We start from the raw sequence: 26,034 nt of genomic DNA on the forward strand, positions 1-26,034 counted from the left end.
TATCAAAAACTTTTGTGAATCTTTAATTGAAACCCCAAATTATCACCATAAATATCTCCAATATCAAAAGCTACGGAGCCGGTAAAGCTCCAACCTTGCCATTTATTGGGAACATATTTAAACTCTGCAAAGGTAGAAAAATTTTCTAAAATTTCAGGGATTGGTTTAAATGGAGTACCCCAAGTACGATTGAAGGACAGTTTTGCACGGTAGGTCCATTCTTTGGTAATATCACCACTCCAACCAAGATGAATAGCTTTTACACGATTATATAAAAATGCTAAATCTCCATTTTTATTATATATAGGTGAAGTTATCAATGGATTTGCCATAGCCATTCCCCAGTGAACCCAACCCGGATAATTGTCATGATTATAATAATTATCAGATCCTCCTGTTTTCTTTACTATAGAAAAATCAATTCCATGTAACGGACCACTTTGATTAGTCGTTTGATAATATTCTAATACTAATCCATTTATATATGCAGTTTCAGTTGATTTATACTCTATTCCCCATAAACCGTCCATTCCATTTTGTTTACCCATTCCTGAGAAATCGTCATAAAAGTTCTCTAAATATGCACTAAGTGAAAAGTTTTTATGTCGATAAGTTAATTTAAAATGTTCGCTTCCTAAATAATTACCCTCATAATATTTCCCTTCACCTGCATTTTGAGGAATAAGTGCATAAAGGTAATCTTTAGGAGAGTTACCAAGATTAGTTTCAATAGAATTAAGTATACGATAACCCCCGAATTGATCATCTATACTCATTCCAAGATCAAATGACCACTTCCCTAAGGGTTTTCCAAAACGAAAGAAAAAACTTTTATGATGGTATTTTATTTTTTTTGTATACAAATATTCCTCTGACACATGTTTCTTTTGATATTTACTATCTGTAAACCATCCATAAGAGAATTCAGCTTTTACTTGTATTTTAGGAGCTATATGTACATAATCTAATATTCCAAAGGTTATTTGCGGAATTGGACGTGCATTCCCAGACCATGTTAATCCTCCACTACTTAATTGTTGATTTAATAAGGGAGAGTTAAGTTCCCGATTTCCTGCCCAAAAACCGATCCATTTATAACGGACGTCAGCATAAGCTTGTTGTACAACAAAAGTTGAAGTAAAACCTGTGGCAATAGCCATATCTACTCCAGTCTCTAATATCCAAGTATGTATCGTATCCTTATAAAATACTCCTCCTCTTACATAAGTATTATTTTTTATAGAGGAAAAACCATGTTGATTACTTACTTGCCATAACGGTGTGTTATCTCCTATATGTATGTTAGCACCATATTCAGCAAATGTATTTAAATTTTGTGCATAAGAAAAAGGAGTTGCAAAAAGCAAAGATAGAAAAGTAAATCTATAAAGAATCGATTTAATGAACATACTGATTACTTTTTTATCATTACTCCGATTGTGCGAAACATAATTTTAATATCTAAACTCAATGACCAATGTTGAATATACCATAAATCATAGTTTACACGCATTTGCACTCTTTCTATATCTCTTTCACCACGTAATCCATTTACTTGTGCCCATCCGGTTATGCCTGGCTTTACTGCATAACGTGTAGAATATTCTTTTATTTTACTTGTATATTCTTCATCATGTACTAACATATGAGGTCGTGGACCTATAATGGACATATCACCTTTTAATACATTCCAAAATTGTGGAAGTTCGTCTAAACTAGTCATACGAAGAAAATTTCCTAAAGAATATTGGTTTATCTGTGGATCTACAAATTCGTCAGAACTATTTCGTGCATCCATAGTTCTAAATTTATAGCAAATGAAAACTTTTCCGTTTTTGCCAGTCCTACTTTGCTTAAAAAAGATAGGTCCTGGCATCCATATTTTTATGCAACAGGCGATAATCAAATATACCCATGGAAAAAATAGTATCAAGACTATTAGAGCAGTTATAATATCAAATATTCGTTTTATCATTCTGCAACTTGGCCGCGTTAGCGGAGAATTATTTAATAAAGTATGCGTATTCATTTGTAGATATAACGTATTCATTTTAGCTATATTGTTTTCTACATTAAAGAATCATAAATTTTTTTAGTTTGTTGGGCTATGTAATCCCAATTATATAATGACATATCATATTCATAAGAATCTTGTTGGGATTGTAATTTCTTATCTAAACAATTTTTCAAATTCAAAATATCACCACATTTAAAATAACAAGTGTTCGGAAGCCCAATTTCCTTATTTGCTGGAATATCACTAACTAAAACATTACAATGACAATTCATGGCTTCAAGTAATGAGATAGGCAGTCCTTCATGGAAAGACGGTAGAACGAATAGACTAGAAAATTTATATAGTTGTGATAATTCTTCCTTTTGTATAAATCCAGTTAATATCACATTTTGATTTTTTGCCATTTCTTTTAATGACAATGAATATTGGTCTTCATGATCCGCGTCACCTGCGATAACTAATTTGATATTTTTATTTTCTATATTCTTGAATGCATTTATCAGCAAATCAAATCCTTTTTCTTTTACAAAACGTCCAACAGCTAAAATATAAGACTTTTCTTTCAGCCCAAGTTGAGTAAGATAATCATTTTTCGTTTGTGGACATACAAGGTTTACTCCATTGTAAATTAGAGAAATATTTTTTTGAGCGGGGCATTTTTGTCGAACTAAATTACGGATATATTGAGAAATAACAATTACGTGATTGGAATACTTTATACCAATTTTTTCTCCTATCTTTAAGATGTTTTTTGATATTTGTCCCCATTTTTGACGATCATAATCTGGTCCGTGGTGAGTCATTACTGCTTTCATCCCTAATATACGTACGATGGGTATTATGAGAGAGGGTCCTATTGCGTGTATATGAACGATATCTGCATGAATTTTACGTGCATATAATACAGCAATAAGTGTATGAGTAATCGCCTCGAAATGTTTTCCTGGTAAAGCTTTAATGTCTTTGATTTTCACTCCTTTATAAATATTCATTTCATGACCTGTCGATTTATATTCTGGTCGACGAATGATTATTATTTCGTGTCTTTCATCTGCTACACGTGAAAATAGTTCTTCACAATGCGTTTCAACACCACCTTGGATTCCGGGGATTCCTCGTGTTCCTGTAACTACAATTTTCATTTCTTATTATTCAATTCTATCTGGATAGGTTTACCCGTCATTACATTCCATTTATTACGAATTACCCATCGAAATGGTTGGCTAATGTATTTCTTCATTACTGGTGAGGCTGTTCCTACCATCCAGCAATGCTTGGGGCAGTTTCGTACATATTTGCGTATCTTCTCTGCTTGGTTGCTATACCATATTTCTTCAAAAGAATTAACTTTACGGATATTACCCATGCTCTCTTTCCATTTCTTTTCTTCCAATCCGTTACAAGGATATATTTCTCCATAAGGATCAACAAAGAAATTCACTAAACCTGCTTCACAAGGCAATAGTCTTGGATTATCTTGAATATAGTTAATTAATCCCATATTAAAATATGCCCTGAACCATGATTTAGGGTGTCTTTCTTTTAATTGCCACTTTATTAATGTTCTGAAATTATCACATACTTCCTCTTTATTTGTGATGTAATTATCTTCTTTATGGAAATAATATGAATTATGAAATGCAGCTGTAGCAAATTCCATACCTAATGATTTAGAAAGTTGATAAAGTGACAACATATCTGCTGAATTATGGTTAGATACTGTAATACCAAATCCAATATCTTTTATTCCCATTTCTTTCAATTGTAGTAAAGTACGTAAACCTTTATCAAATCCTCCTGTACGCCCACGAAGATTGTCGTTCTTCTGTGATAATCCTTCAATACTTATACGTATTCCTATTTTAGGGAAGCGTTTCGCCATTTTCAGTATACGATCTTCAAACCAACCTGATGTTGAAATAACAACTCTTTGAGATTTCCGAAAACATATTTTTATAATTTCTTCTAAGTCTTCTCGTATAAAAGGTTCTCCTCCTGTAATATTTATAAATTTTACAGAAGGCAGTTTTTCTATTTCTGCAAGAGTAATTTCTTTATCTTTTAATGTTGGGTATTTCCAAATATTACACATTTGACATTGCATAGGACATCGATAGGTAACAATGATGCACATATCCGTAGGATTAGGTATAGTAGCCATTTCTTTACTTTCTTTTGTTAGTCACTTATTAAATTGTTATTTTAATCCAAACGTAAAAAAACGATAAAAATTATATTATTCATATGAAATTTTGCATAAATATATATTTAGTAGACTTTTGATTTCTGTAAGTATCTGATAAGGTGCACTGTATCAAATGGTTATATACTCGAAGCGAGAGAAGCAGACATTTAGTATAGTGCACTTTATCGGATACTTACGACTTATCAAAGAATATCAAAAGTTAATTCATTACATATCAGGAAATAAATCTATTTAAAGGATGAGCAAGTTAATTTATGATTCAAATTCATTTAAATAATCATTTGAAATTATGTCCCAACTATATTTTTGTTCTATACAATTTCGTGCTTGCAGACTTTGAAACTTTTGCTTTTTTTCATCTAGAATAAAGGATATTTTTTTCAAAAAATCTGTCTCATCTTCATAACATATACATCCGGATTTACCACTGTTAGGTAATTGTAAGCCTGATTTTGCACTAACTAAGACAGGAGTACCTGCAGACATTGCTTCTAAAATAACTAGGCTAAACCCTTCTAAAGTAGAAGGAAAAATAAATGCTTTTGCTATGTTGTAGTATTCATTCAATTTTTTACCAGGTTGCAATTCTCCTACATAAACAACTTGTTTACTAATATTATTGGTAAGAGAGAAACTATCTATAGCAGCTTTATAATTAGCTTCGATGATTCCACCTGCATATAAATAAATAATATCTTGATTTTCTTTCATTAATGGTAATAATAATTTAATAGCGGTGAGTTGATTCTTCCGTTCGCATACAGAACCCGCTTGAAAAAGTACATATTTATTTTCTATATTCAATTTTTTTAATATATTTTCTTTCTCAGTTTTTTCTAATGGATAGTATATATTTGTATTCACTCCATTTGCAATTAAATTTATTTTATTAGGATCAATATTGAATTGTTGAGTAAGATGTTCTTGTGTTTTTTTATTTAAAACAAAGACTTTATCTGCATGCTGACAACAATAGATTTCTTGAAAATAGCGCTTATATACTATGTTCTTAATTTGCTCCCATTGTCCTTGCCAAATATAGCTGTGGTTTGTATATACAATAGTAATTCTTTTGCGTATTTTAGTTGAAGTTAATTTTAAGAAAAAATATAGATTATATTGGTTGTGAAAATGTAATATAATCTTCTCTGATTGTTTAGAAAGCAACCGATGTAACTTATAAGTTAGCGATATAGAATATAATACACGTTTTATTTTATGAATAATCCCCAGTTTTATATCTGTGGAAGTGAAAAAATGAGGAATATATGTTTCAATGATAGGTAAAGAAGTAATATCTCTATTTTTATCTTTAATATCTATAATAGTAACATCGAGTTTTAACCTTAACATAGATTTTGTTAACTCTTCTACTACTATTTCTGTGGCTGCTCCCATTTTCGCTGGAATGGAAGTGTATCCTGTTGCAACCTCAAATATTTTCATAATTACTAATAGCTTTATTGTATATATTCATTAATGTTTGATAATGTGTTTCAGAATTAAAATGTTTATTAGCAAATTCTTTAGCATTAATTGAAATCTTCTTATATTCTTCTTTTGATAAAGATAAAGCAACATTAATAATTCTTTCTAAATCCTTTTTGTCGAAAGCTTCAAAAATAAAACCTGTTTTACCATCATCTATTATTTCAGGGATACCGCCTATTTTTGAACCTATAACAGGCTTTCCATATGTATAGGATTCTATGATTGTTAAGGGATTGTTTTCTGCACATTCTGAAGGTACGACTATAAATGATGCTTTTTCAATTTGATTATAAAGTTCTTTACCAGATATAAATCCTAAAAAACAGACATTTTTAGGTGCTGTTTGTTTTAATATATTAAGTAAAGGTCCAATTCCTGCTATTTTGAGCTGAATATGTGGTAAGTTTTTCATGACTTCAACTAATGTACTAATTCCTTTTTCAGCTGTAATACGTCCATAGTAAAATAAATAATTTCCTTTGTCATAAGATCTATTTTGTTCAAAATCAGGTAAGAAGTTGTAAAGAACAACACCTTTGTCTTCAAAATAAGAATGCCGAAGAGCATGCATCTTTTTAAAGTTTTCACTTAAGAAAATATATTGAGAAATATAAGCATTATAATTAAATATATATTCTTTATGAAACATTTCCATAGCACACATAACACTATTTATATAATCATCTTGATAGCACCGATGAAATGCACAATTTAAAAATAATGTTTTAGGGCACTTTTTACACCAATTACCTCGTAAATCAAAATATGATGATGGACAAATGAAACGAGTATCATGCATTGTAATGACAATAGGTATATGATACTTTTTTAAGACTGGAAGAATGGATAAGGAAATTCCGTTAAATAAATTATGAATGTGGGCAATGTCTGGCCTTTCTTGCTTTAGAAGTTTATCTAGTTGTGATGCAGCATTTTTATTCATAAAAAAGCGAGGAATACTTTTTATTTTTTTCCAGACTCCATTTAAATTTCGTATTTCTGGTGCGTTTACAAAATAATCATCATATTGAGATGATAGATTATTGGGATGTTTGGTACAAAATGGAACAACTTGATGAGAATGATTTTCCAGCAATTTTATTGTATTAAAGAAGACGCTATCAGCTCCGCCTTTTATATAATAATATTTATTGATTAGGAGAATTTTCATATTTTATTCTATTAATAAAAAGATTATTTACTTATTGCACTTTCAATAAATATTTTAATAATTTTATTTGCTACATTTTCGGTGGATAACGTATTTCTTATTTTTAAACAATTATTTTTATAGGTGTTATCTTTAACTATTTGTTCCAAGTCTTTATGATCCCATTGCTCTTTAGCTATTCCTAACTTATTTTTATTAATATAGTTAGCCAATGCAGGAATTGTGTTTGTTAATATAGGAGTTCCTGATACAATTGCCTCTGGTATTGATACCATGTTTAAATCATTTCTGGTATCTATTAAAGAAGCGTAGGACTCTGATAAATATTTATTTAATTGTTCATGACTCAAGAATCCTAGAAATACAACATTCTTATTTATATCTAAGTCTGAAACTAATTTTTGTAGCTCGTTTTTTAAAGGGCCACGTCCAGCTATTAATAATATAAAATCAGAATATTCTTTTTGGCTTATGAAACGATGAAACTTGTATATAATACTATTTATATTTTTGCGATATATTAGCTGCCCAATAGTAATAAATTGTCTTGCTTTATAATCTGATAATTGAAATTTATGTATATTTATTCCATGATCGATAGGAACCTTTGAAATTTTATCTTTAGGTATATATTGGGAAATAAATGTGATTGCATTGTCTGAACGTCCTATTACTATTCTTATATGCCTAAAGAATAGAGGAACAATAACAGAATGCCATAAACGGGAAGGAACTGTGAACCATTTTTTTTGATGAGCAACTAATTCATGCCATATTATTGTTTTAGAAGGTGCGACTATTGCTGCAAAAAGTGAGTGAAAACCGAATATTTCGCTTGATAATATCATATCAAATTGCGAGGCATTTTTCTTTAGAAAAAGATACATTTCAATAGAAAAAGGTAAGGGGGATGGTAATATCTTTGCAAGATTATTTTTGAAAAATAATATTTCGAAATCATATACTTCATTTTCTGTTGGCTTGTAATCATCGATGGCTAATAACGTGATATTATGTCCTAAAGATTGAAATCCAAGGCACATATTATAAATCATAGTGTCTTTAATAGTATCAACTTTCGGTAATTTGTTTCCGTCACCAGAAAAGAGTATAGGATTGATGATTAGTATTCTCATGTTATTTAGTTATTTAATATCTGTTTTTCTTATTTTATACCATAAAGCAATTGCCATTAAGGATTCTGCCAAAGTGTATGCAATGGCATAACCTGATATTTGAAAATATAAAATAAATATGTGGTATATACCACATGATATGAAATTCATGATAGTCATTGTATATATATATGTTTTTATACGGCGTTGAGTGAAGTATAATTTAACCCAAACTTGACCAAATCCAATAAGCGGAAGAGAAAAAATTCCTATGCCGATAATTGTAGAAAGTTGTAACATTGCATTAGTCGGAATATTAGCTAATCCATATATGATATGAATAATAGGATATCTCATAGCATAAGTCAAAATTGCTATAATCAAACCAATTATAAATATATTCCGTGCAATTTTTTGTGTAATATTATATAATTCGCTTTCTTTTTTTTGAGCGTGAAGTTCATTTAATTTAACCTGAAGCACAATTGCAATTTGTTGCATAATGCCATAAGGGGCTTGGATAAGTTTCATGGCATAATTAACAATGCTCACTGATCCTATTGGTAATTGTGAGAGTAGGTAAAAAGGATAAGTGGAGACAATGATAACAATGCTTTGATTGGCAATCAAGCCTAGAATAGGTTGAAAGGATGTTTTCAATAGTTTAAAATTCCATATTCGAAAATTCCAGTGTAGTATTTGCTTCATTTTATATATGAAACAAATGAAAGCTATAAATGCTAAAGATAAAGCTCCTGCCATCATTGAAAATCCTCCAATTTGATTGTGGAATAAAAGTACTGACAGAATGATACATAGATTTAAACCTAGATTTAATATAATAGGGGCAGTAAAATACTTATAGGAAACGAATATTTCAGCTAAAAAAGAATTTATGGATAATAATAGAGTTGTTGGTAAAAAAAGTAAATATATTAAATAATTATGTTGTATATCTTCTAAATTGAAGTTTGTAATTAGGGTCATAAATACTTTACCTATTATTCCTAGAAGAAACATTCCTAAAATTCCAATTCCAATCAATAATATAAAAAAAGAATTTAAATATTTCATTTCAGAAATATGTGATTTATTAATACGCATTTCCATAGAACGAGGTATTAGTATCGAGGATGTAATAATTTGTATCATTCCTCCTATTAATATGGCAAGATTATATAAGTAAAAATGGATATCAGTAGTACTACTCACACCACAACAATATACAATGCTAATCTGTTGTATAAAAGCTACTCCTTTTGCTATCAAACTTAGTAGAGAAGAAGATATTATTCCTTTTTTATATATATTATTTTTTTCTTTCATATTTAGAGGGTAGGACCATTCCTAATAGAATTAGAATAAATAAGCCACGGTTATGGGTAAATGTTGCATCAGCTACACCCTCTATTAGAAAAAATAGTGATATTAATAGTGTGAAAAGAAATTGTTTCATATTTATAAAACGTTTTCTTGCTGATATCTTAATTATCCATGCCCAAAACGTAAAATAAAGTATTACACCTATTATTCCAAACTGGGCTAATTCTGGATAATATGCATCTGATATAAAATCTGGTTTGTTTTTCGATAACCCCCAAAGTTGATCTAACCCGTACTTTTCATAAATAGAAGAATAATATTCTCCAGATACAAATGTTCCAAAGCTGCCTAATCCACACCCAAATGGGAAATAATCCAAAAGAAGATAGAATGCAGTTAACATCATTGCAGGACGACTCCACATTTGGTGTGCATTTATACTGCCATCAATATAATAAATAACAATTTTTTCCCAAGATAAAGAAACTGCTAGACATATTAACAATAACAAACATATAAATCCTTTTATATTGAAATATAGTTTTCCTCCTATTTTTAAATAGATCATCAAAAATATTGTAATACCCCAAAATCCATAAAATTTAGAACGTGTAGAGAGTAAACCAATACATAGTAAAATAAAAAATATAATTATATCTTCCCATGTGAATGAACTACAGTAAAAAAAAAGTAATGCTGTGATAGTTGCAGATGTTGCAAGGCGTGAAGGATGCCCAAAGAAATTCCACATATTTCCAGTCAATACTACTGCTAATGTTATTCCACCAACTATTAAACAGATTATGCTTATAATTTGCTTTTGCTTTCTGGTAAAAGTTGGGGCTATCAACCATGTACAATAAAATCCTAAAAATGGTTTTATTTGGATTACAAAGTCTTTCAAGATAGCTTGAGGAACATTTGAGGCTATAAGAAATGAATAAATTAGATAAAAGAGAAATATGCAAACAATTAATATTAATGGATATAATTCTTTATAATTTTTACGTTCCCAAACTGTTATACCAGCAAATAAAATTAGGAAAAATGCCATAAGTTCATCGGTATAATCAAACTTCAGGAAATCATATAAAATAACTCCGAAAACATATCCAAAAAGCAAGAAACAGAAAAAGAGATTATTTTTCGATAACACAATTTGCTGTATCATGTTTACTATTCTTTTTTAGAAACAAATACTTTAAAACTAATTACTACTAATGATAAAACACATGTAATAATAAATGCAATAATAAGAACAATTGATTTTTTAGGAAATATAGGTTTATATGAACTATACGCTTTGTCTATGATTCTTCCTGCAATTTCATCAGGTGAATTAATTAATTCTTTTTCTTGTAATTTTTGCATCAAAAACAAATACATAGATTCCTTTATTTTTTGTTGGCGTTTCATTTCTATAAACTCACGTTCCTGTGTTGGAAGTTTATCTACTTGTTTGCTCAACGTCGTATCTTTTTTATATAAAGCATCTAAACTTATTTGTATATTATGACGCACACTTTCAACTGATTCAATTAACATTTTACGCTGTTCCCTCAATTGATTTTCTACTAACTGCAATGCAGGATTATTCGATTCTGAAGATTGCAATAAACGCTGGCGATCTAATATTAGCTGATTATATATCATAATTGCTTTTTCTCCGGCGCCATCTACTATAGGAATAGCAGAATATGCATTTGATGATTTTTTCATATATGCTAAAACATAATCAAGCATGCGCATACGGGTTTCCGTTTCTAAAATCGCCTTCTCAGTCTCTTTATTACCATAATAAGTAATGCTACTATAGGCGCCTGGATCAGGCATTTTATTAATTTGTTTATATGTTTCAATCTGTTGTTCCAATATAGTTAATTCTAAGGTAACACTATCTAAACGATCTTTAACAAATGCAGAGTTCAAATTTGCTTCGTTGACTTTTGTCATTCTCGAATATTGATTGTATCTATTCATTATTGTATTTAAAAGCTTACATGCTCTTTGTTTATTAGTTGATTCGCAACTGAGTACTATAATGTCTGAAATAGTCTTGGAAGGGGTGACATATACTATTTTATCTAAATCTTCATAGACTTTTTGTAAGGGGGATATTTGGGTAGTAAACGTACCGTTTCCATCTAACTGGCGAACGATAGTAATAGTTCCTACAGGTAAAACCATTTTAAAAGGTATAGATTGATTTTCAAATACTATAGTTTCAAAAAGAGATGATTTTACAGTCGCTTTCTTTATTTTATTATCATCTACATTTAACCTTATATTAATAGGAGCACTGATAGTATCTAATAATAACTTTGGAAAAATGTATGAAATAGGACATTCTTCTTTATCGAACAAAACATTTTTCAAATTCTTTTTTGTACTGGTTTCTACTTGATATTCAGTTTGACGAATAACCTCTGCCAGATTATTACGTGACGTGATGATAAGAATTTCATTTTCGGTATTTACACCTCCACCGCCTCCTCCTAATAATCCACCAATACCGGAGCTTTTTAACATTTTAAGTTCGGACATCATACCTTGTTGTTCTCCCAGTAACTGCATTCGAGCAGTAATGTCGTATTTTGGGGGAGTTACTAATATAAAAACGATAGCACCTATTAAGCAAATAATCCCAATAGGTACATATATTTTCCAATATTTAATAAATTGTTTCAATAATTCTCCGACATGTATATTTTCGTCTGTCATAACCTTTAGATTTGAATTGAAATAAGTTTATTTTACTAATAATGCGATTGTTAATGAAGCTAATACAGAGATGGCACTGACAATAGTAGATGCAACCGATATATTAAATTGGGCGCTTTGGCTGTACCTAGAATTACTTTTTCGCGCTTTATTAGGTTCAACATATACAATGTCATTTTGTTGTAAATAATAATAAGGCGAAGATAGCATCTCAGAAGATGTTAAATCTAATCGATGAAATTCTTTTTTTCCATTGTTATCACGGATTATTAACACATTTGTACGTTCTCCATAAATAGTTAAATCCCCCGCCATACCAATTGCGTCAAGAATTGATATACGTTCGTTTGTTATAACCTTAGTACCTGGAATATTTACTTCACCTAAAACCGAAACTTTAAAATTTTGTATTTTAATAGTTACTAATGGAGACTTGGCATATGCAGAAATTTTCTCTTTCAAATTTTCAGCCAATTCACTTCGAGTCTGTCCCACAACTTTTATTTTACCTAAAACAGGAAATTCTATATTTCCATTAGTATCCACTAAATAAGTTTGCATAGTTGGTGTGGCAGCCACGTTTGTTTCACCAGGATTTAAATAACTCGTTAAAGGAAGGTTAAATACTGCCACTGAATTTGGATCAATACTGGAAACAAAAATAGATAGCTGATCATCTGGACAAATTTTAGCTTCATAATTGACTCCATTTTCTGTCAATTGCCCTGAATTATGTTGATTAAGATCTTGAAAATAAGTAATTTGATTGCTTGTCTTACATGAAGTCAATAAGGTTATTAGAATAGCTGCGGTGACTATTTTTATTTTCATTGTTTATTTAAATAGTTTTGGTCAATATTTAAAACGATTCATTATCTCTTCTCAATAACGATAGAATGGGTCGTTTTATTATACTTTACTTCAAATAATAATAATAAAATTCCTGTTTTTCTGGCATATCTTCAATAAAACTGTTAATTTTGCACTCATGATTGAATTGTCACAGCATATAGAAGTATTATTATTGGAGAATGATTGTGTAATTGTTCCCGGATTAGGAGGTTTTGTAGCTCATTATACGTCTGCGATACAAGTAGAAGAGAACATGTTCCTCCCTCCTACCCGTACCATTGGTTTTAATCCGCAGTTAAAGCTGAATGATGGGTTGTTGGTACAATCTTATATGGCTGTATATGATACGAACTTCTCAGATGCCTCCAAGATAGTCGAAGATGAGGTTTCAGAGTTGATCATTATGCTGCATAAAGAAGGTAAGGTTGATTTGGATAATGTTGGAGAAATCAGGTATACGATCCATGACACTTATGAGTTCATTCCTTATGATAATAAAATTACTACACCTTATTTATATGGGCTTGATTCTTTCGAAATGAAGGAACTGACCGTTTTACATCAGGAAAAAGAAAAGGTATTGGTTCCTGTTATTCAGGAAAGAAAGAAATCATATGAGATCAAGATCAATCGTGGGATGGTGCGTAGTGCGGTGGCTATAGTGGCTGCGGTAATACTATTCTTCTTCCTTTCCACTCCGGTTGAAAATACTTATGTAGAAAAAGATAATTACGCTCAATTGTTGCCGATTGATCTGTTTGAAAAAATAGAGGGAAAATCTATTGCGATGACTCCTGTTGTGATGAATAAGGATGTGAAGCAGTCGGTAAAGGCAGTGTCCGGTACTTCTAAAAAAACGGGGAAAAAGGTAACAAAACCTGTTGCGGTACGAGAGGTGAAAGTAGCTCAGCCTGTTACAGAAGAGGTACATAAAACGTCTGCTGCTGTACAATCAAACGAATCTCAATCGATTCCGTCCTCTAAAGCTGTTGTAAGATCAAAACAGACAGAAGGTAATTTTCATATAATTGTTGCTGGAGGCATTGGTGTAAAAGATGCAGAGGTAATGGCAGAACGATTGAAAGCCGAAGGATTTACAGGAGCGAAAGTTTTAAATAATGATGGCAAGATCCGTGTAAGTATAATGTCGTGTACAACTCGTGAAGAGGGTACAAAACAGCTTTTGAAGTTAAGAGAGAATGACACCTATAAAACCGCTTGGTTGCTGGTTAAGTAATACAAATCCCCCCTATCCTTTAATATATGAAACGAGTTCGTTGTCCTAAGTGTGAGAATTATCTTTCTTTTGATGAAACTAAGTATACAGAAGGGCAATCTCTGGTATTTGTTTGTGAACACTGCGGTAAGCAGTTTAGTATTCGTTTGGGAAAGAGTAAAGTGAGAGAGACTCAAAAAGAAGAAATACTTGATGAAGAAGCTCATAAAAATGAATTCGGGTGTATTGTTGTTATTGAGAACGTATTTGGTTTCAAACAAGTAATACCTTTACAGGAAGGGGATAATGTTATTGGACGCCGTTGTGTGGGCACGATGATAAACACTCCTATCGAGACTGGTGATATGAGTATGGATCGTCGGCATTGTATTATTAATGTGAAACGAAATAAACAAGGGGAACTGGTTTATACACTTCGGGATGCTCCCAGTCTGACAGGTACTTTTCTAATGAATGAAATTTTAAATGATAAAGACCGTATCCGGATAGAAAATGGTGCTATCATAACGATTGGTGCTACTACTTTTATACTTCGGACTGCGGAATCAGAATAAATGCGTTTTATGACAAGTAAATTTCATTTGAGAAGCGATTTATATGCTGAATCGCCGATAATATTAACAGATAAGAAATAATACTATTTTTCTGATATAAAAGTACGTATTCTTACATGTCAAAAGTACGTACTTTAGGGATATAAAATAACGTATTTAACAGTGTATTAAATACGTTATTTTGTTTTGGAGTAAAAGTATGCTCGAACAAACTCATCTTCAGTTTGTTCTTTGAGCATATAAAAATTCACTAAACCCTAACGAAAATGAAAGAGAAAAACAGAACATGGATTATTGTAGCCATCATTATAGCTGTATTATTGTTGGGCTATTGGGTTTTATCATCTCCCAGGGTGGAGAAAGATGTAAACCAACAGTCAAAAGAGGTTATTGAAGATCTTACTATTGACTAATTCTTTGTATGACTAAAAATAGAAAAGAGCGGCCTTCACATAATGAAAGTCGCTCTTTCCTGTTTATTTTGATCTCTTATTTAGAGAATACTTTTCACTGTTTCCAGCATACCTTTTTCCTGGATAGAATCAAGGTTGGCTTTTACCGCTTCGGCCAGTCCTGGGATATTATTCAGATTTTCACCCCAAATAAACTCGGCACCAAGTACACCCTCTGCTACTTTCTGAGTACAACCGGTTGCCCACAGCTCTTTCAACAGATTCATGATTTCCGGAGCATCGTTTGGTATAATTTCGGCGCCATCAGCACGAACGCCACCTTTATAATAGGTAATGATAGCAGCCAAACCTAATACTAAACCTTTTGGCAATTCTCCTTTACGCTCTAAATAAGTTTTCAATCCCGGCAGGTCACGTGTCTGATATTTCGGGAATGAATTCAGCATGATACTTGTTACAGCATGGTCTACAAACGGATTATTGAAGCGCTCCAATACATCGTGAGCAAATTTCTCCAGCTCGTCTTTTGGTAAGTTAAGTGTCTCCATTAACTCATCAAACATTACTTTGTGGATATATTTACCAACAACCTCGTGCTCACAGGCTTCACGCACAATATTTACTCCTGACAGATAGGCTACCGGAGAAAGGACAGTGTGCGGACCATTCAATAAAGTTACTTTACGTTCGTGATACGGAGCCTCAGATGGAACGAACAATACATTCAGTCCGGCTTTGTCAGCAGGGAATTCTTTCGCTATCTCTTGTGGAGCTTCAATGACCCAAAGATGGAATATTTCGGCCTGAACAACCAGATTGTCATCGTATTGTAGTTTTTCCTTGATGGCGGCAATGTCTTTACGGGGGAATCCGGGTACAATGCGGTCTACCAATGTAGCATATACGCCACAGGCTTCTTCAAACCACGTTTTAAATTCTTCACCCAGGTTCCATAATTCAATGTATTGATAGATTGTTTCTTTTAGTTTGTGACCATTAAGAAAGATAAGTTCGCATGGGAAAATGATTAATCCTTTACTTTTATCTCCATTAAATGTTTTGAAACGATGATATAACAATTGAGTCAGCTTGCCCGGATAAGAAGTTGCAGGTGCATCATCCAGTTTACAAGACGGATCGAAAGCGATACCGGCTTCAGTGGTATTGGAAATAACAAAGCGCATCTCCGGTTGTTCCGCCAGTTTCATGAACTCTACATTTTGTGTATAGGGGTTCAATGCACGGCTGATAACGTCAATCATTGTGAGGCTATTAACAACTTCGCCTTTGTCCAGTCCCTGGAGGTTTACATGATAGAGATCATCCTGCGCATTCAGCATGTCTACCATACCTTTGTCGATAGGTTGAACAACGACTACGCTACTATTGAAATCGGCTTTCTCGTTCATATTATAGATTATCCAATCTACAAATGCACGTAAAAAGTTTCCTTCACCAAATTGGATGATACGCTCCGGGCGTTGTACTTTAAGAGCTGTCTCTTTGTTTAATGCTTTCATGTTAATCAAAATTATAAAATTAATATGTTATTCAAATTCGAAATAAAAATCAATATTCTCTTTTATCAGAATATCAATCGGCATATATTTCAGCGGTTCAACAGACTTTTTGAAGACGATGTTGTCACATAGTGTTTTTACACCACAGTAGCCTTGAAGCCCGGGGCGTTGACCTATAAGATAGGTGACTTCTCCTGATTTCAGCAATTCGGTATTGTTTCTTAGAAGATCATACCCTATCAGGCCGGTCATGTTCTGTCCCTTTTCCCGTAAGTAGTGCCCTACCTGGTAAACACGAGAGTTGAATACCGCCCCCAATGTTGCTTTGGGATGTTTCCGGAAAAAGTCACTTAATATTTCATTATTTTTTTCCGGATTATTCTTATTCAATATTACTTCGTGAATTGCAATGTCTTTATGTTCTTCAGAAATATATTTCATGAATCCTTCAAGACGACGTTTCATCTGTATCTCTGCCGGATTATCCTTGTTATTATTTAAAAACAATATCAATTCTTGCCCTTGCTGATAATTGCGCATCAGGATTTTAGCTGCAATATATCCGCTCTTATAAGAATCCTGACCGATGTATTTCAGAGCTTTAGCTTCTTCAATATCAAAATCAATAAATGCAAACGGAATATTTTTATCTTTTAAATATGCAAGCATTGAAAGAGTGTCTTCCCGAAAATTAGGAGCTAAAAGCAGTGCATCTGTGTTGCTTTTCTCTATTTTCTGACATGCATCCTGATAAGATTTTCGGTCTCCATGTTTGTAATGCAAGTAATCTACACTAACGTTAAACGGACGTAACTCTTGCCGGGCACGTTCAATACCGGTTGCCACAGAATGCCAATAATCATGTTCCATATAATAGGGTATCATGCATGTAATGGTGTACTTTTTCTTGGCAGCCAGGCCGATAGCAAATACATTGGGCTGATAATTGATCTCATCGAGCACCTTCTGGACTTTTTCTTTGCTTTTCTGAGATACGTCACCCCGATTATGAAGTACCCGGTCTACCGTTCCGGCAGAAACTCCTGCCATTTGGGCTATATCTTTTATGGTGTAGTTCTGGTCTTCCATAGCTTTAAAACTTAAATATTATAAATATTCGCTGCAAATATACGAATTATTTTGTTCCTACAAGTAATTTTTCTACTTTTGTGTTCGATAACGGTTAATAAAACTAAAACGATAATCAGGCCTATTAGCTTTACAATCAATACTATATAGGTTACGATATAAAAAGTAATTATTTTATATACTTAAAACACAGTAGAATGAAAAACTTTATGGATGAAAACTTCCTGTTGCAGACAGAAACAGCACAGAAGTTGTATCACGAACATGCGGCAAAGATGCCCATTATTGATTACCACTGTCACTTAATTCCTCAAATGGTTGCTGATGATTATCAGTTTAAATCATTGACAGAAATTTGGTTGGGTGGCGACCATTACAAGTGGCGTGCAATGCGTACTAACGGCGTAGATGAGCGTTATTGCACCGGTAAGGATACTACAGATTGGGAGAAATTTGAGAAGTGGGCTGAAACCGTACCTTATACTTTCCGTAATCCGTTGTATCATTGGACGCATCTGGAATTGAAGACTGCGTTTGGTATTGATAAGATTCTGAGTCCGAAGACTGCCCGTGAGATCTATGATGAATGTAATGAAAAGTTGGCTTTACCCGAATATTCGGCTCGTGGTATGATGCGTCGTTATCATGTAGAAGTGGTTTGTACTACTGATGATCCTATTGATTCACTGGAATATCACATCAAAACACGTGAGAGTGGATTTGAAATAAAAATGCTTCCTACATGGCGTCCGGATAAAGCGATGGCTGTAGAAGTTCCTGCAGACTTCCGTTCATATATGGAAAAACTTTCCGAAGTGAGTGGCGTTACCATCTCTACATATGATGATATGATTGCTGCTTTGCGCAAACGTCATGACTTCTTTGCTGAACAAGGCTGCAAACTGTCAGATCATGGTATTGAAGAATTTTATGCCGAAGATTATACAGATGCGGAAATCAAAGCTATATTTAATAAGGTGTATGGCGGAGCAGAATTGACGAAGGAAGAGATTCTGAAGTTTAAATCGGCTATGTTGGTGGCATTTGGTGAAATGGATTGGGAAAAAGGCTGGACTCAACAGTTCCATTATGGTGCTATCCGTAACAACAACAGTAAGATGTTTAAGCTTCTGGGTCCTGATACCGGTTTTGATTCAATTGGTGAATTTACTACGGCAAAAGCTATGTCTAAATTCCTTGACCGCTTAAACTCTAAGGGCAAATTGACAAAAACAATCCTTTATAACCTCAATCCTTGTGCAAACGAAGTGATTGCCACGATGTTGGGTAACTTCCAGGATGGTACTGTTGCAGGAAAGATACAGTTTGGTTCAGGCTGGTGGTTCCTCGATCAGAAAGATGGTATGGAAAAGCAGATGAATGCTCTTTCTGTGTTAGGATTGCTGAGTCGTTTCGTAGGTATGTTGACCGACTCTCGTTCCTTCCTCTCCTACCCGCGTCATGAATATTTCCGTCGTACGTTATGTAATCTGGTGGGTCGTGATGTAGAAAATGGTGAAATTCCGGTATCAGAAATGGATCGTGTAAACCAAATGATTGAAGATATCAGTTATAATAATGCTAAGAACTTCTTTCAGTTTTAATCAGATAAAAATCTGATAAGAAAACAGAATACCGGCAGGAACTAATCATGTTCCTGCCGGTTTTTTTATATGAAACCATTGTCATTTCTATTTTATTCATTAACTTTGCAGTCTGTTTAGAAACTTTATATAAAGGTCCTAAATGGTTACATATTAATTAGTTAGAAGCGTTTACGATATTATTCTTGTCAAGGAAATCGCCAATTTCAAAAGAGACACTGGAATAATAAGCAACAAAACGCTCATGCTCGCTGTATATCTACGAATGTATAGTTGGGCGTGGGCTGTTGCTTCATTATTTGTGTTTCGGGTGTTTGGCGATACCTCTTGACAGATAATGGCAACAGTTCCCACGCTTTCTATATATAATTAGAATAGCTGGTGCGGGAACCACCGGCTACGAACAAACAGTAATGAATCGAGCAGTTCAGGCTACCATGGTTGTAGCTTTGTGTCTTGTTGTCATGTCTTGTGCATCAAGCAGACGGGTTGTCTATTTACAAGAGAAAAGTGTAGAAATACCGGAATCTTCCGTGGCTTTTGATGCACGGATCATGCCAAAAGATTTAATAACCATTTCTGTCAGTACCCCCGAACCGGAAGCAGCTTTGCCATTCAATCTGATTGTTCCTTCTGCCCAGTCGGGCAACAGTCTTTCCAGTCTTGTCTCCCAACCTACATTACAAAACTATCTGGTTAACAATAAAGGGGAGATCTCTTTCCCTGTTCTGGGACAATTGAAAGTAGGCGGACTCACAACACAACAGACTTCTGAAATGATTATTTCGCAGTTGCATAAGTATCTGAAAGAACCACCCATTGTTACCGTCCGTTTGATAAACTATAAAGTATCTGTCATAGGAGAAGTGAATCGCCCCAATATGTATACGGTGATTAACGAAAAGATAAATGTATTTGAAGCATTAGCTATGGCGGGCGATCTCACGATTTATGGAAGAAGAGATCGCATACGAATCATGAGAGAGGACATCAACTCTCACCGGCATATTATTACACTGAATCTGAATGATGCCAATATCATATATTCACCTTATTTCTATTTGCAGCAGAATGACATTGTATATGTAGAACCTAATAAAGCAAAGTCACAAAGTGCCAATATCGGTTCTTCTACTACATTGCTGGTTTCTGTTACTTCTATTCTGATATCACTTGCCGGATTGATTGTTAACATACTTCGCTAATTTAAAGATTATGGAAAATAACCGAATGACGAATGATCCTGTTCAGGAACAGGAGATTGATTTGATTGAGCTTTTTTACAAACTTCTTGCCCGATGGAAATGGTTCGTTGCTTCTCTTATTCTGGCATTGGCTGCTGCTTTTATTTATGTTCATTTAGTAACTCCTGTTTATCAGGCCTCTGCTTCCATTGTTATAAAGGAGACAGAGAATCAGAATAAAGTAGTTGACGAACTTTTTGCCATGGCAAATACCCAACTTCCTAATACAGGGACTCAGATTGATGATGAAATGGAGATACTACGTTCGCGTTCTACCCTTTTACAGGTAGTCAATGAGCTTCGTTTGCATACGACTTATCGCATCAGAAAAAACTTCAGATACGTAGAAGATACTGCTTCACCATTGGTTGCTATTCTTGATGAAGCGGCTATGGATACTTTGACAGGAACTTTGCTACTGGAAATTGATAGTAAGAAAAGAGGATATGTAGTGACTGCAGCATTAAATGATGTTTGCCGGACAACTGAGTTTACAGGGTTTCCGGTTACTATTGAAACGCCCGCAGGAAAAGTGATGCTTCGTATGACCAATGACCAGAGTGAATGGCCGGGAACTATGAAAATTATGATTTGCCGTCCTATAGATACTGTGAAAAGTTGCGCATCACGTCTTTCCGTTAGTACCATTTCTAAGAAAACATCGATTATTTCTCTTTCATACACGGATGTCAGTAAGCGCAGAGCAGAGCTTTTCCTTTCCAGATTGATTGAAATTTATAACCGTGATGCGATGGAAGATAAAAACAAAGTGACAGGAAATACTTTACAGTTTGTAACGGAGCGGCTTGATAGTATCAGTCGTGAACTGGGCTTTGTGGACAAGAATCTGGAACGCTATAAACTGAAAGAGCGTCTTAGTGATATAAAAACCAACATGGTACTTGATCTTAATACAAATAATGAATACGAGAAGAAATTGCTTGATGTAGAAACACAATTGAACATGACTGCTTATATCTATGAATATTTGCAAGATAGTAACCACCCTTTTTCTTTATTGCCCATTAATACCGGAATTGCAGATACTGAACTTGCCAAATTGGTAAATGAGTATAATAAAGAATTGCTGGAGCGTGAAAGATTGTTGCATATAATGAAAGAGAATAATCCGGCTGTTATAAACCAGAGTATTAAGATTGACGCTTTAAGGCGGAATGTGCTCAATTCGCTTTCAGGAATAAAAAATGGTTTACTGATAGCGCGTGACGATATTATGCAGAAAACAAACTATTTTAATACCCGGATAGATAATCTGCCCAAACAAGAGAGAGAATTTAATAACATCGACCGTCAGCAACAAATTAAGGCGAATCTTTATCTGATGTTACTTGAGCGCAGAGAACAGGCTGCTATCTCATTGGCTGCTACTATTAATAAAGCACGTATTATTGATGCAGCGCTTGCTGCTGATGCACCGGTAGCTCCTAAAAGCATGATGATTTATGCCGGAGCAAGCTTCATGTCTCTTGTGCTTACTGCCGGAATAGTTCTGTTTGGAGGAATTTTCCGTACTAAATTGACGTCACTATCTGAGTTGGAAGCAATTGGTTTACCACAGGTGGGGACTATTCCACAAATGAATGATTCGGAACGGCAAGTTGAAGACGGTCGGAATGATGTAATAGATGAAGCATTCAGGCGTTTGCGCAGTAACCTTCGTTTTATGGCTGAAGGAGATGATAAGAAATGTATTCTTGTGACTTCTACGATGAGTGCTGAAGGTAAAAGCTTTACGAGTATAAACCTGGCACTGACTTTTGCTTTCCTGGGATGCAAAGTATTAATTGTGGGACTTGATATTCGTCGTCCGAGACTCGCTGAATTTTTTAAGATTAGAAACGAACAGGGAATGACTAATTACCTCTCCGGGAGTGAAGTATCCCTGGATAGTATTATCTATCCTTCCGGCATTCATAAAGATCTGTTTGTGCTTCCTGCGGGTCCTGTACCTCCCAATCCGGCAGAACAATTGGAAAAAGAAAAACTTAGGGTAGCCTTTGAATATTTGCGTAAACAATTTGATTATATTATCGTCGATTCGGCTCCGGTAGGTATGGTGAGTGATACATTGAGCCTTGGAAAGATAACGGACTTTACTCTCTATGTATGCCGGTTGAATTATACACCTAAAAAGGCTTTGTCAATCATACGGGATTTGGAATCGGGTGGTCAGTTGAATCGTATTTCCATATTGGTAAACGGGTACAATATGTCTGATGAAAAATATGCTTATGGCAAGTACGGTTACGGATATGGCTATGGGCATAAAGACAATAAATAGTATTTTTCTTTTCACTCAACAAAAATACCGCATAAAAGAAATCTTAATATGGGAAGATTTCTCTTGCGGTATTTTTTTATTTTCAAAACCATTTTCTTTTCTTTTTAGGCTCTTGCTTGTATATCTCGACAAAGGTCTTTTTCTCTTTTATTATTTGATAAATAATTCCCCAGTCGGGAAGCCCTCCCAGATTACGGTCGTCAATAAATAAGTCTACCTTTAGTTTCCGGGAATAATCTTTATCTGTCATTTCTTCTTCCGGATAGTCTTTGTTTACTGCATAAAACTCAAGTCCTCGTGCCCTGCACCATTCTACGGCTTCTTCCAGGGGTTTACCTTCGCGTACACTCCATAATATCAGCCAATGTCCCTCTCGTTGTAACAGTTTCAGGGTCTCAATCGCAAAGGGAATTTCTTTGCCAATGCGTGGATAACAATGCTCTACAATGGTTCCGTCAAAGTCTACAGCTATTCTCATTTCATTATTTCTTAGGTGTTATTGTTGACAAATGTACATATAAATAGCCAAAAAAGACTATCTTTGTGCTGAATTAATACATAAAAACAGAAAATTTACATGAACAATTCCCCTCAAAGTGCTACCAAAGGATTCACTAAAGCCTTTTGGGTCAGCAACACAGTCGAACTGTTTGAACGCATGGCTTATTATGCTGTGTTTATCGTTCTCACGATCTATTTATCCAGTATTTTAGGTTTTAATGATTTAGAAGCAAGTATGATATCCGGTCTTTTTTCCGGCGGATTGTATTTGCTTCCTATTTTTTCGGGAGCTTATGCTGATAAGATAGGTTTCCGCCGGTCTATGATCATTGCCTTTTCACTTCTTTCCATTGGATACTTGGGATTAGGAGTATTACCCACCCTGCTTGAATCGGCGGGGCTGGTTACTTATGGTGAAGTAACCCGTTTCTCCGGTTTGCCGGACAGCAATGCCCGTTGGATGATAGTTCCTGTCCTGACTATACTTATGATAGGAGGTTCTTTTATTAAATCTATCATTTCTGCATCAGTAGCCAAAGAGACAACGGAAGCTACACGTGCACGGGGATACTCCATTTTCTATATGATGGTAAATATTGGTGCTTTCACCGGTAAAACCATTATTGATCCACTGAGAAACTTTATAGGTGAGCAGGCGTATATTTACATCAATTATTTTTCCGGTGGCATGACATTGCTTGCTCTTCTGGCAGTGATTTTCTTCTATAAATCAACACATACGGCGGGTGAAGGAAAAAGTATGCATGAAATCTGGCGTGGTTTTGTTCGAATCATGACTAATTGGCGATTACTGATTCTTATTTTAATCATTACCGGATTCTGGATGGTGCAACAACAATTGTATGCCACTATGCCGAAATATGTTATTCGTATGGCGGGCGAAACGGCGAAGCCCGGGTGGATTGCTAATGTTAATCCTTTTGTGGTGGTTTGTTGTGTCAGTTTTATTACCCGGTTGATGGCAAAGCGTACCGCTATCACTTCTATGAATATCGGTATGTTTCTGATTCCGGTTTCAGCACTGCTGATGGCTTGCGGTAACCTGCTTGGAGATGATATAATATCCGGCATGACTAATATTACCTTAATGATGATCGTTGGTATTGTAATACAGGCGTTGGCCGAATGTTTTATTTCTCCGCGCTACCTTGAATATTTCTCTTTACAAGCACCCAAAGGCGAAGAGGGAATGTACTTGGGGTTCAGTCATCTGCACTCATTCCTCTCATCTATCTTTGGTTTTGGTTTAGCTGGTATTTTATTGACGAGATATTGTCCGGATCCTATTTTGTTTGAATCACATGAAGCATGGGAGGCTGCCAGTGTGAATGCTCATTATATCTGGTATTATTTTGCAGGTATAGGATTGATAGCAGCTATTGCTCTTCTTATTTTCGCTAAAATCACCCAATCCATCGACAAAAAGAAGAAAGCATAAGGCTTATTTTCTTCTTTTTTGTGTATATTTGCCGTCACTTTGCCACAAAAGTTGACGGCAATTTGCATTTTAAAGAAAAGGATACGAAATGAAAGTAAGATTTATAAGCCTGGCGAGTGGCAGTAGTGGAAACTGCTATTATCTGGGTACTGATACATATGGAATACTAATCGATGCCGGCATTGGAATACGAACGATAAAAAAGACACTGAGAGACATCAATGTAGCAATGGAGTCCATACGTGCTGTGTTTGTGACTCATGATCATGCCGATCACATCAAGGCTGTAGGACATTTGGGGGAGAAACTGAATATTCCGGTTTATACAACGGCTCGTGTTCATGCCGGAATTAATAAGAGTTATTGTATGACGGAGAAGTTATATTCTTCTGTCCGTTATCTGGAAAAGGAGCAGCCAATGGAGCTGGAAGATTTTCATATAGAGTCTTTCGAGGTCCCTCATGACGGAACAGATAATGTGGGTTATTGTATTGAGATAGATGGTAAAGTCTTCTCCTTCCTTACTGACCTTGGCGAGATCACTCCTACCGCTGCCAAATACATCCGCAAAGCCAATTATCTGATTCTTGAAGCCAATTATGACGAAGAGATGTTGAAGATGGGGCCTTATCCGCAATATCTGAAAGAACGTATATCAAGCGGTACGGGACATATGAGCAATATAGCAACAGCCGAATTCCTGGCAGAGAACTTTACCGAAGATCTACGTTATATCTGGCTTTGCCACTTGAGTAAAGATAATAATCATCCGGAACTGGCATACAAGACTGTGGAATGGAAATTAAAGAACAAAGGAATCATTGTAGGTAAAGATGTGCAACTGCTTGCATTAAAGCGAAGTACGCCATCAGATCTGTATGAATTCGAATGAAAGCAATAAAAACGGCTAAAAAAGTTCCTGTTTTGTTTGGCTGAATAAAACAAAAAATCTACCTTTGCAAGCGCAAATGAGAAGATAAGCACTCTTAGCTCAGTTGGTAGAGCAACTGACTCTTAATCAGTGGGTCCAGGGTTCGAATCCCTGAGGGTGTACAAGTGTTTTGTAAAATAAAAGAATCCGTTGTATTTCAAATAAATACAACGGATTTTCTTTTATATTAATAGGCTTTTCTGTTTCGGCTCAGTCTGAAACCTTGGGGGATTGCGTTAAAATTCTTATTTTTGCATCATGAAAACATCCTCTTCCCAAACGAT

The 26,034-nt window shown here is 34.4% G+C and carries 22 protein-coding genes and 1 tRNA gene; 9 read left to right on the forward strand and 14 right to left on the reverse strand.

Features of this window, described 5'->3' with window-relative positions:
• Nucleotides 1-2 precede the first annotated feature (2 nt).
• The 11 genes from ACESQI_RS20355 to ACESQI_RS20405 form a co-directional block, all read right to left on the reverse strand.
• Entirely contained in the window at nt 3-1,409 is a 1,407-nt protein-coding gene (locus ACESQI_RS20355; protein WP_237977376.1) for a capsule assembly Wzi family protein, read from the reverse strand.
• 5 nt (nt 1,410-1,414) lie between these two features.
• Nucleotides 1,415-2,050, reverse strand: a complete 636-nt coding sequence (locus tag ACESQI_RS20360) for a sugar transferase (RefSeq protein WP_317221491.1) — start codon at nt 2,048-2,050, stop codon at nt 1,415-1,417.
• Nucleotides 2,051-2,067: 17 nt separating this feature from the next.
• Nucleotides 2,068-3,159: a glycosyltransferase family 4 protein gene (locus ACESQI_RS20365; protein WP_373126963.1), complete on the reverse strand. Its 1,092-nt coding sequence runs from the start codon at nt 3,157-3,159 to the stop codon at nt 2,068-2,070.
• On the reverse strand, nt 3,156-4,178 hold the full coding sequence (locus ACESQI_RS20370) for a radical SAM protein (RefSeq protein ID WP_237977379.1): 1,023 nt from the start codon (nt 4,176-4,178) through the stop codon (nt 3,156-3,158). Before ACESQI_RS20370 ends, ACESQI_RS20365 begins: the two co-directional genes overlap by 4 nt.
• Nucleotides 4,179-4,475: 297 nt before the next feature.
• The gene (locus ACESQI_RS20375) at nt 4,476-5,669 is read right to left on the reverse strand and encodes a glycosyltransferase family 4 protein (RefSeq protein WP_237977380.1); all 1,194 of its coding nucleotides are present in this window, start codon (nt 5,667-5,669) and stop codon (nt 4,476-4,478) included.
• Nucleotides 5,656-6,885: a glycosyltransferase gene (locus tag ACESQI_RS20380; protein WP_237977381.1), complete on the reverse strand. Its 1,230-nt coding sequence runs from the start codon at nt 6,883-6,885 to the stop codon at nt 5,656-5,658. Before ACESQI_RS20380 ends, ACESQI_RS20375 begins: the two co-directional genes overlap by 14 nt.
• A gap of 23 nt (nt 6,886-6,908) precedes the next feature.
• Nucleotides 6,909-8,021, reverse strand: a complete 1,113-nt coding sequence (locus tag ACESQI_RS20385) for a glycosyltransferase family 4 protein (protein ID WP_237977382.1) — start codon at nt 8,019-8,021, stop codon at nt 6,909-6,911.
• Nucleotides 8,022-8,030: 9 nt separating this feature from the next.
• Nucleotides 8,031-9,326: a lipid II flippase MurJ gene (locus ACESQI_RS20390; protein WP_237977383.1), complete on the reverse strand. Its 1,296-nt coding sequence runs from the start codon at nt 9,324-9,326 to the stop codon at nt 8,031-8,033.
• Nucleotides 9,310-10,494 carry a hypothetical protein gene (locus tag ACESQI_RS20395; protein WP_237977384.1) on the reverse strand — a complete coding sequence of 395 codons (1,185 nt, stop codon included), beginning with the start codon at nt 10,492-10,494 and terminating at the stop codon, nt 9,310-9,312. The genes ACESQI_RS20390 and ACESQI_RS20395 overlap by 17 nt, the downstream gene beginning before the upstream one ends.
• Nucleotides 10,495-10,499: 5 nt before the next feature.
• Nucleotides 10,500-12,044, reverse strand: a complete 1,545-nt coding sequence (locus tag ACESQI_RS20400; protein WP_373126967.1) for a GumC family protein — start codon at nt 12,042-12,044, stop codon at nt 10,500-10,502.
• 27 nt (nt 12,045-12,071) lie between these two features.
• Nucleotides 12,072-12,875, reverse strand: coding sequence for a polysaccharide biosynthesis/export family protein (locus tag ACESQI_RS20405; RefSeq protein ID WP_373126969.1), 804 nt, complete (start codon nt 12,873-12,875; stop codon nt 12,072-12,074).
• 157 nt (nt 12,876-13,032) lie between these two features.
• Here ACESQI_RS20405 and ACESQI_RS20410 point away from each other — a divergent pair, with 157 nt between their 5' ends.
• The 3 genes from ACESQI_RS20410 (at nt 13,033) to ACESQI_RS20420 (ending at nt 15,100) form a co-directional block, all read left to right on the forward strand.
• Nucleotides 13,033-14,133, forward strand: coding sequence for an SPOR domain-containing protein (locus ACESQI_RS20410; protein WP_373126971.1), 1,101 nt, complete (start codon nt 13,033-13,035; stop codon nt 14,131-14,133).
• Nucleotides 14,134-14,159: 26 nt separating this feature from the next.
• Nucleotides 14,160-14,687, forward strand: coding sequence for an FHA domain-containing protein (locus ACESQI_RS20415; RefSeq protein WP_195348515.1), 528 nt, complete (start codon nt 14,160-14,162; stop codon nt 14,685-14,687).
• A 266-nt stretch (nt 14,688-14,953) separates the two neighbouring features.
• The gene (locus tag ACESQI_RS20420; protein WP_002560249.1) at nt 14,954-15,100 is read left to right on the forward strand and encodes a hypothetical protein; all 147 of its coding nucleotides are present in this window, start codon (nt 14,954-14,956) and stop codon (nt 15,098-15,100) included.
• A gap of 80 nt (nt 15,101-15,180) precedes the next feature.
• Here ACESQI_RS20420 and ACESQI_RS20425 read toward each other — a convergent pair whose 3' ends face one another.
• Entirely contained in the window at nt 15,181-16,620 is a 1,440-nt protein-coding gene (locus ACESQI_RS20425; protein WP_368111950.1) for a tagaturonate reductase, read from the reverse strand.
• A gap of 27 nt (nt 16,621-16,647) precedes the next feature.
• The gene (locus ACESQI_RS20430; protein ID WP_195449288.1) at nt 16,648-17,709 is read right to left on the reverse strand and encodes a substrate-binding domain-containing protein; all 1,062 of its coding nucleotides are present in this window, start codon (nt 17,707-17,709) and stop codon (nt 16,648-16,650) included.
• Between the two features lie 197 nt (nt 17,710-17,906).
• Between ACESQI_RS20430 and uxaC the strand changes: the two genes are divergently transcribed.
• The 3 genes from uxaC (at nt 17,907) to ACESQI_RS20445 (ending at nt 22,859) form a co-directional block, all read left to right on the forward strand.
• Nucleotides 17,907-19,313, forward strand: coding sequence for a glucuronate isomerase (uxaC, locus tag ACESQI_RS20435; protein WP_256142232.1), 1,407 nt, complete (start codon nt 17,907-17,909; stop codon nt 19,311-19,313).
• Between the two features lie 413 nt (nt 19,314-19,726).
• Nucleotides 19,727-20,518, forward strand: coding sequence for a polysaccharide biosynthesis/export family protein (locus ACESQI_RS20440; RefSeq protein ID WP_373126975.1), 792 nt, complete (start codon nt 19,727-19,729; stop codon nt 20,516-20,518).
• A gap of 10 nt (nt 20,519-20,528) precedes the next feature.
• Entirely contained in the window at nt 20,529-22,859 is a 2,331-nt protein-coding gene (locus ACESQI_RS20445) for a GumC family protein (RefSeq protein ID WP_373126976.1), read from the forward strand.
• Nucleotides 22,860-22,941: 82 nt separating this feature from the next.
• On the opposite strand, the gene ACESQI_RS20450 is transcribed toward ACESQI_RS20445, so the two are convergent.
• Nucleotides 22,942-23,337, reverse strand: coding sequence for a BT0820 family HAD-type phosphatase (locus tag ACESQI_RS20450; RefSeq protein WP_373126978.1), 396 nt, complete (start codon nt 23,335-23,337; stop codon nt 22,942-22,944).
• A 99-nt stretch (nt 23,338-23,436) separates the two neighbouring features.
• Between ACESQI_RS20450 and ACESQI_RS20455 the strand changes: the two genes are divergently transcribed.
• The 3 genes from ACESQI_RS20455 to ACESQI_RS20465 all read left to right on the forward strand — a co-directional run bounded on the left by ACESQI_RS20455 (nt 23,437) and on the right by ACESQI_RS20465 (nt 25,872).
• Nucleotides 23,437-24,819 (forward strand): peptide MFS transporter, encoded by a 1,383-nt coding sequence (locus ACESQI_RS20455; RefSeq protein WP_122201701.1) that lies wholly within the window; start codon nt 23,437-23,439, stop codon nt 24,817-24,819.
• A gap of 88 nt (nt 24,820-24,907) precedes the next feature.
• Nucleotides 24,908-25,711 (forward strand): MBL fold metallo-hydrolase, encoded by an 804-nt coding sequence (locus ACESQI_RS20460; RefSeq protein ID WP_002560257.1) that lies wholly within the window; start codon nt 24,908-24,910, stop codon nt 25,709-25,711.
• A gap of 88 nt (nt 25,712-25,799) precedes the next feature.
• Nucleotides 25,800-25,872, forward strand: a tRNA-Lys gene (locus ACESQI_RS20465).
• The last annotated feature ends 162 nt before the right edge of the window (nt 25,873-26,034 follow it).

Origin of the sequence: Bacteroides sp. HPS0048 (assembly GCF_964240755.1) — a bacterium.
GTDB lineage: Bacteria > Bacteroidota > Bacteroidia > Bacteroidales > Bacteroidaceae > Bacteroides > Bacteroides nordii.

Bases quoted from the DNA above. Each gene is read 5' to 3' on its own strand.
- ACESQI_RS20355 (WP_237977376.1), bottom strand. From the start codon at position 1,409: ATGTTCATTAAATCGATTCTTTATAGATTTACTTTTCTATCTTTGCTT.
- ACESQI_RS20360 (WP_317221491.1), bottom strand. From the start codon at position 2,050: ATGAATACGTTATATCTACAAATGAATACGCATACTTTATTAAATAAT.
- ACESQI_RS20365 (WP_373126963.1), bottom strand. From the start codon at position 3,159: ATGAAAATTGTAGTTACAGGAACACGAGGAATCCCCGGAATCCAAGGT.
- ACESQI_RS20370 (WP_237977379.1), bottom strand. From the start codon at position 4,178: ATGGCTACTATACCTAATCCTACGGATATGTGCATCATTGTTACCTAT.
- ACESQI_RS20375 (WP_237977380.1), bottom strand. From the start codon at position 5,669: ATGAAAATATTTGAGGTTGCAACAGGATACACTTCCATTCCAGCGAAA.
- ACESQI_RS20380 (WP_237977381.1), bottom strand. From the start codon at position 6,885: ATGAAAATTCTCCTAATCAATAAATATTATTATATAAAAGGCGGAGCT.
- ACESQI_RS20385 (WP_237977382.1), bottom strand. From the start codon at position 8,021: ATGAGAATACTAATCATCAATCCTATACTCTTTTCTGGTGACGGAAAC.
- ACESQI_RS20390 (WP_237977383.1), bottom strand. From the start codon at position 9,326: ATGAAAGAAAAAAATAATATATATAAAAAAGGAATAATATCTTCTTCT.
- ACESQI_RS20395 (WP_237977384.1), bottom strand. From the start codon at position 10,494: ATGATACAGCAAATTGTGTTATCGAAAAATAATCTCTTTTTCTGTTTC.
- ACESQI_RS20400 (WP_373126967.1), bottom strand. From the start codon at position 12,044: ATGACAGACGAAAATATACATGTCGGAGAATTATTGAAACAATTTATT.
- ACESQI_RS20405 (WP_373126969.1), bottom strand. From the start codon at position 12,875: ATGAAAATAAAAATAGTCACCGCAGCTATTCTAATAACCTTATTGACT.
- ACESQI_RS20410 (WP_373126971.1), top strand. From the start codon at position 13,033: ATGATTGAATTGTCACAGCATATAGAAGTATTATTATTGGAGAATGAT.
- ACESQI_RS20415 (WP_195348515.1), top strand. From the start codon at position 14,160: ATGAAACGAGTTCGTTGTCCTAAGTGTGAGAATTATCTTTCTTTTGAT.
- ACESQI_RS20420 (WP_002560249.1), top strand. From the start codon at position 14,954: ATGAAAGAGAAAAACAGAACATGGATTATTGTAGCCATCATTATAGCT.
- ACESQI_RS20425 (WP_368111950.1), bottom strand. From the start codon at position 16,620: ATGAAAGCATTAAACAAAGAGACAGCTCTTAAAGTACAACGCCCGGAG.
- ACESQI_RS20430 (WP_195449288.1), bottom strand. From the start codon at position 17,709: ATGGAAGACCAGAACTACACCATAAAAGATATAGCCCAAATGGCAGGA.
- uxaC (WP_256142232.1), top strand. From the start codon at position 17,907: ATGAAAAACTTTATGGATGAAAACTTCCTGTTGCAGACAGAAACAGCA.
- ACESQI_RS20440 (WP_373126975.1), top strand. From the start codon at position 19,727: ATGAATCGAGCAGTTCAGGCTACCATGGTTGTAGCTTTGTGTCTTGTT.
- ACESQI_RS20445 (WP_373126976.1), top strand. From the start codon at position 20,529: ATGGAAAATAACCGAATGACGAATGATCCTGTTCAGGAACAGGAGATT.
- ACESQI_RS20450 (WP_373126978.1), bottom strand. From the start codon at position 23,337: ATGAGAATAGCTGTAGACTTTGACGGAACCATTGTAGAGCATTGTTAT.
- ACESQI_RS20455 (WP_122201701.1), top strand. From the start codon at position 23,437: ATGAACAATTCCCCTCAAAGTGCTACCAAAGGATTCACTAAAGCCTTT.
- ACESQI_RS20460 (WP_002560257.1), top strand. From the start codon at position 24,908: ATGAAAGTAAGATTTATAAGCCTGGCGAGTGGCAGTAGTGGAAACTGC.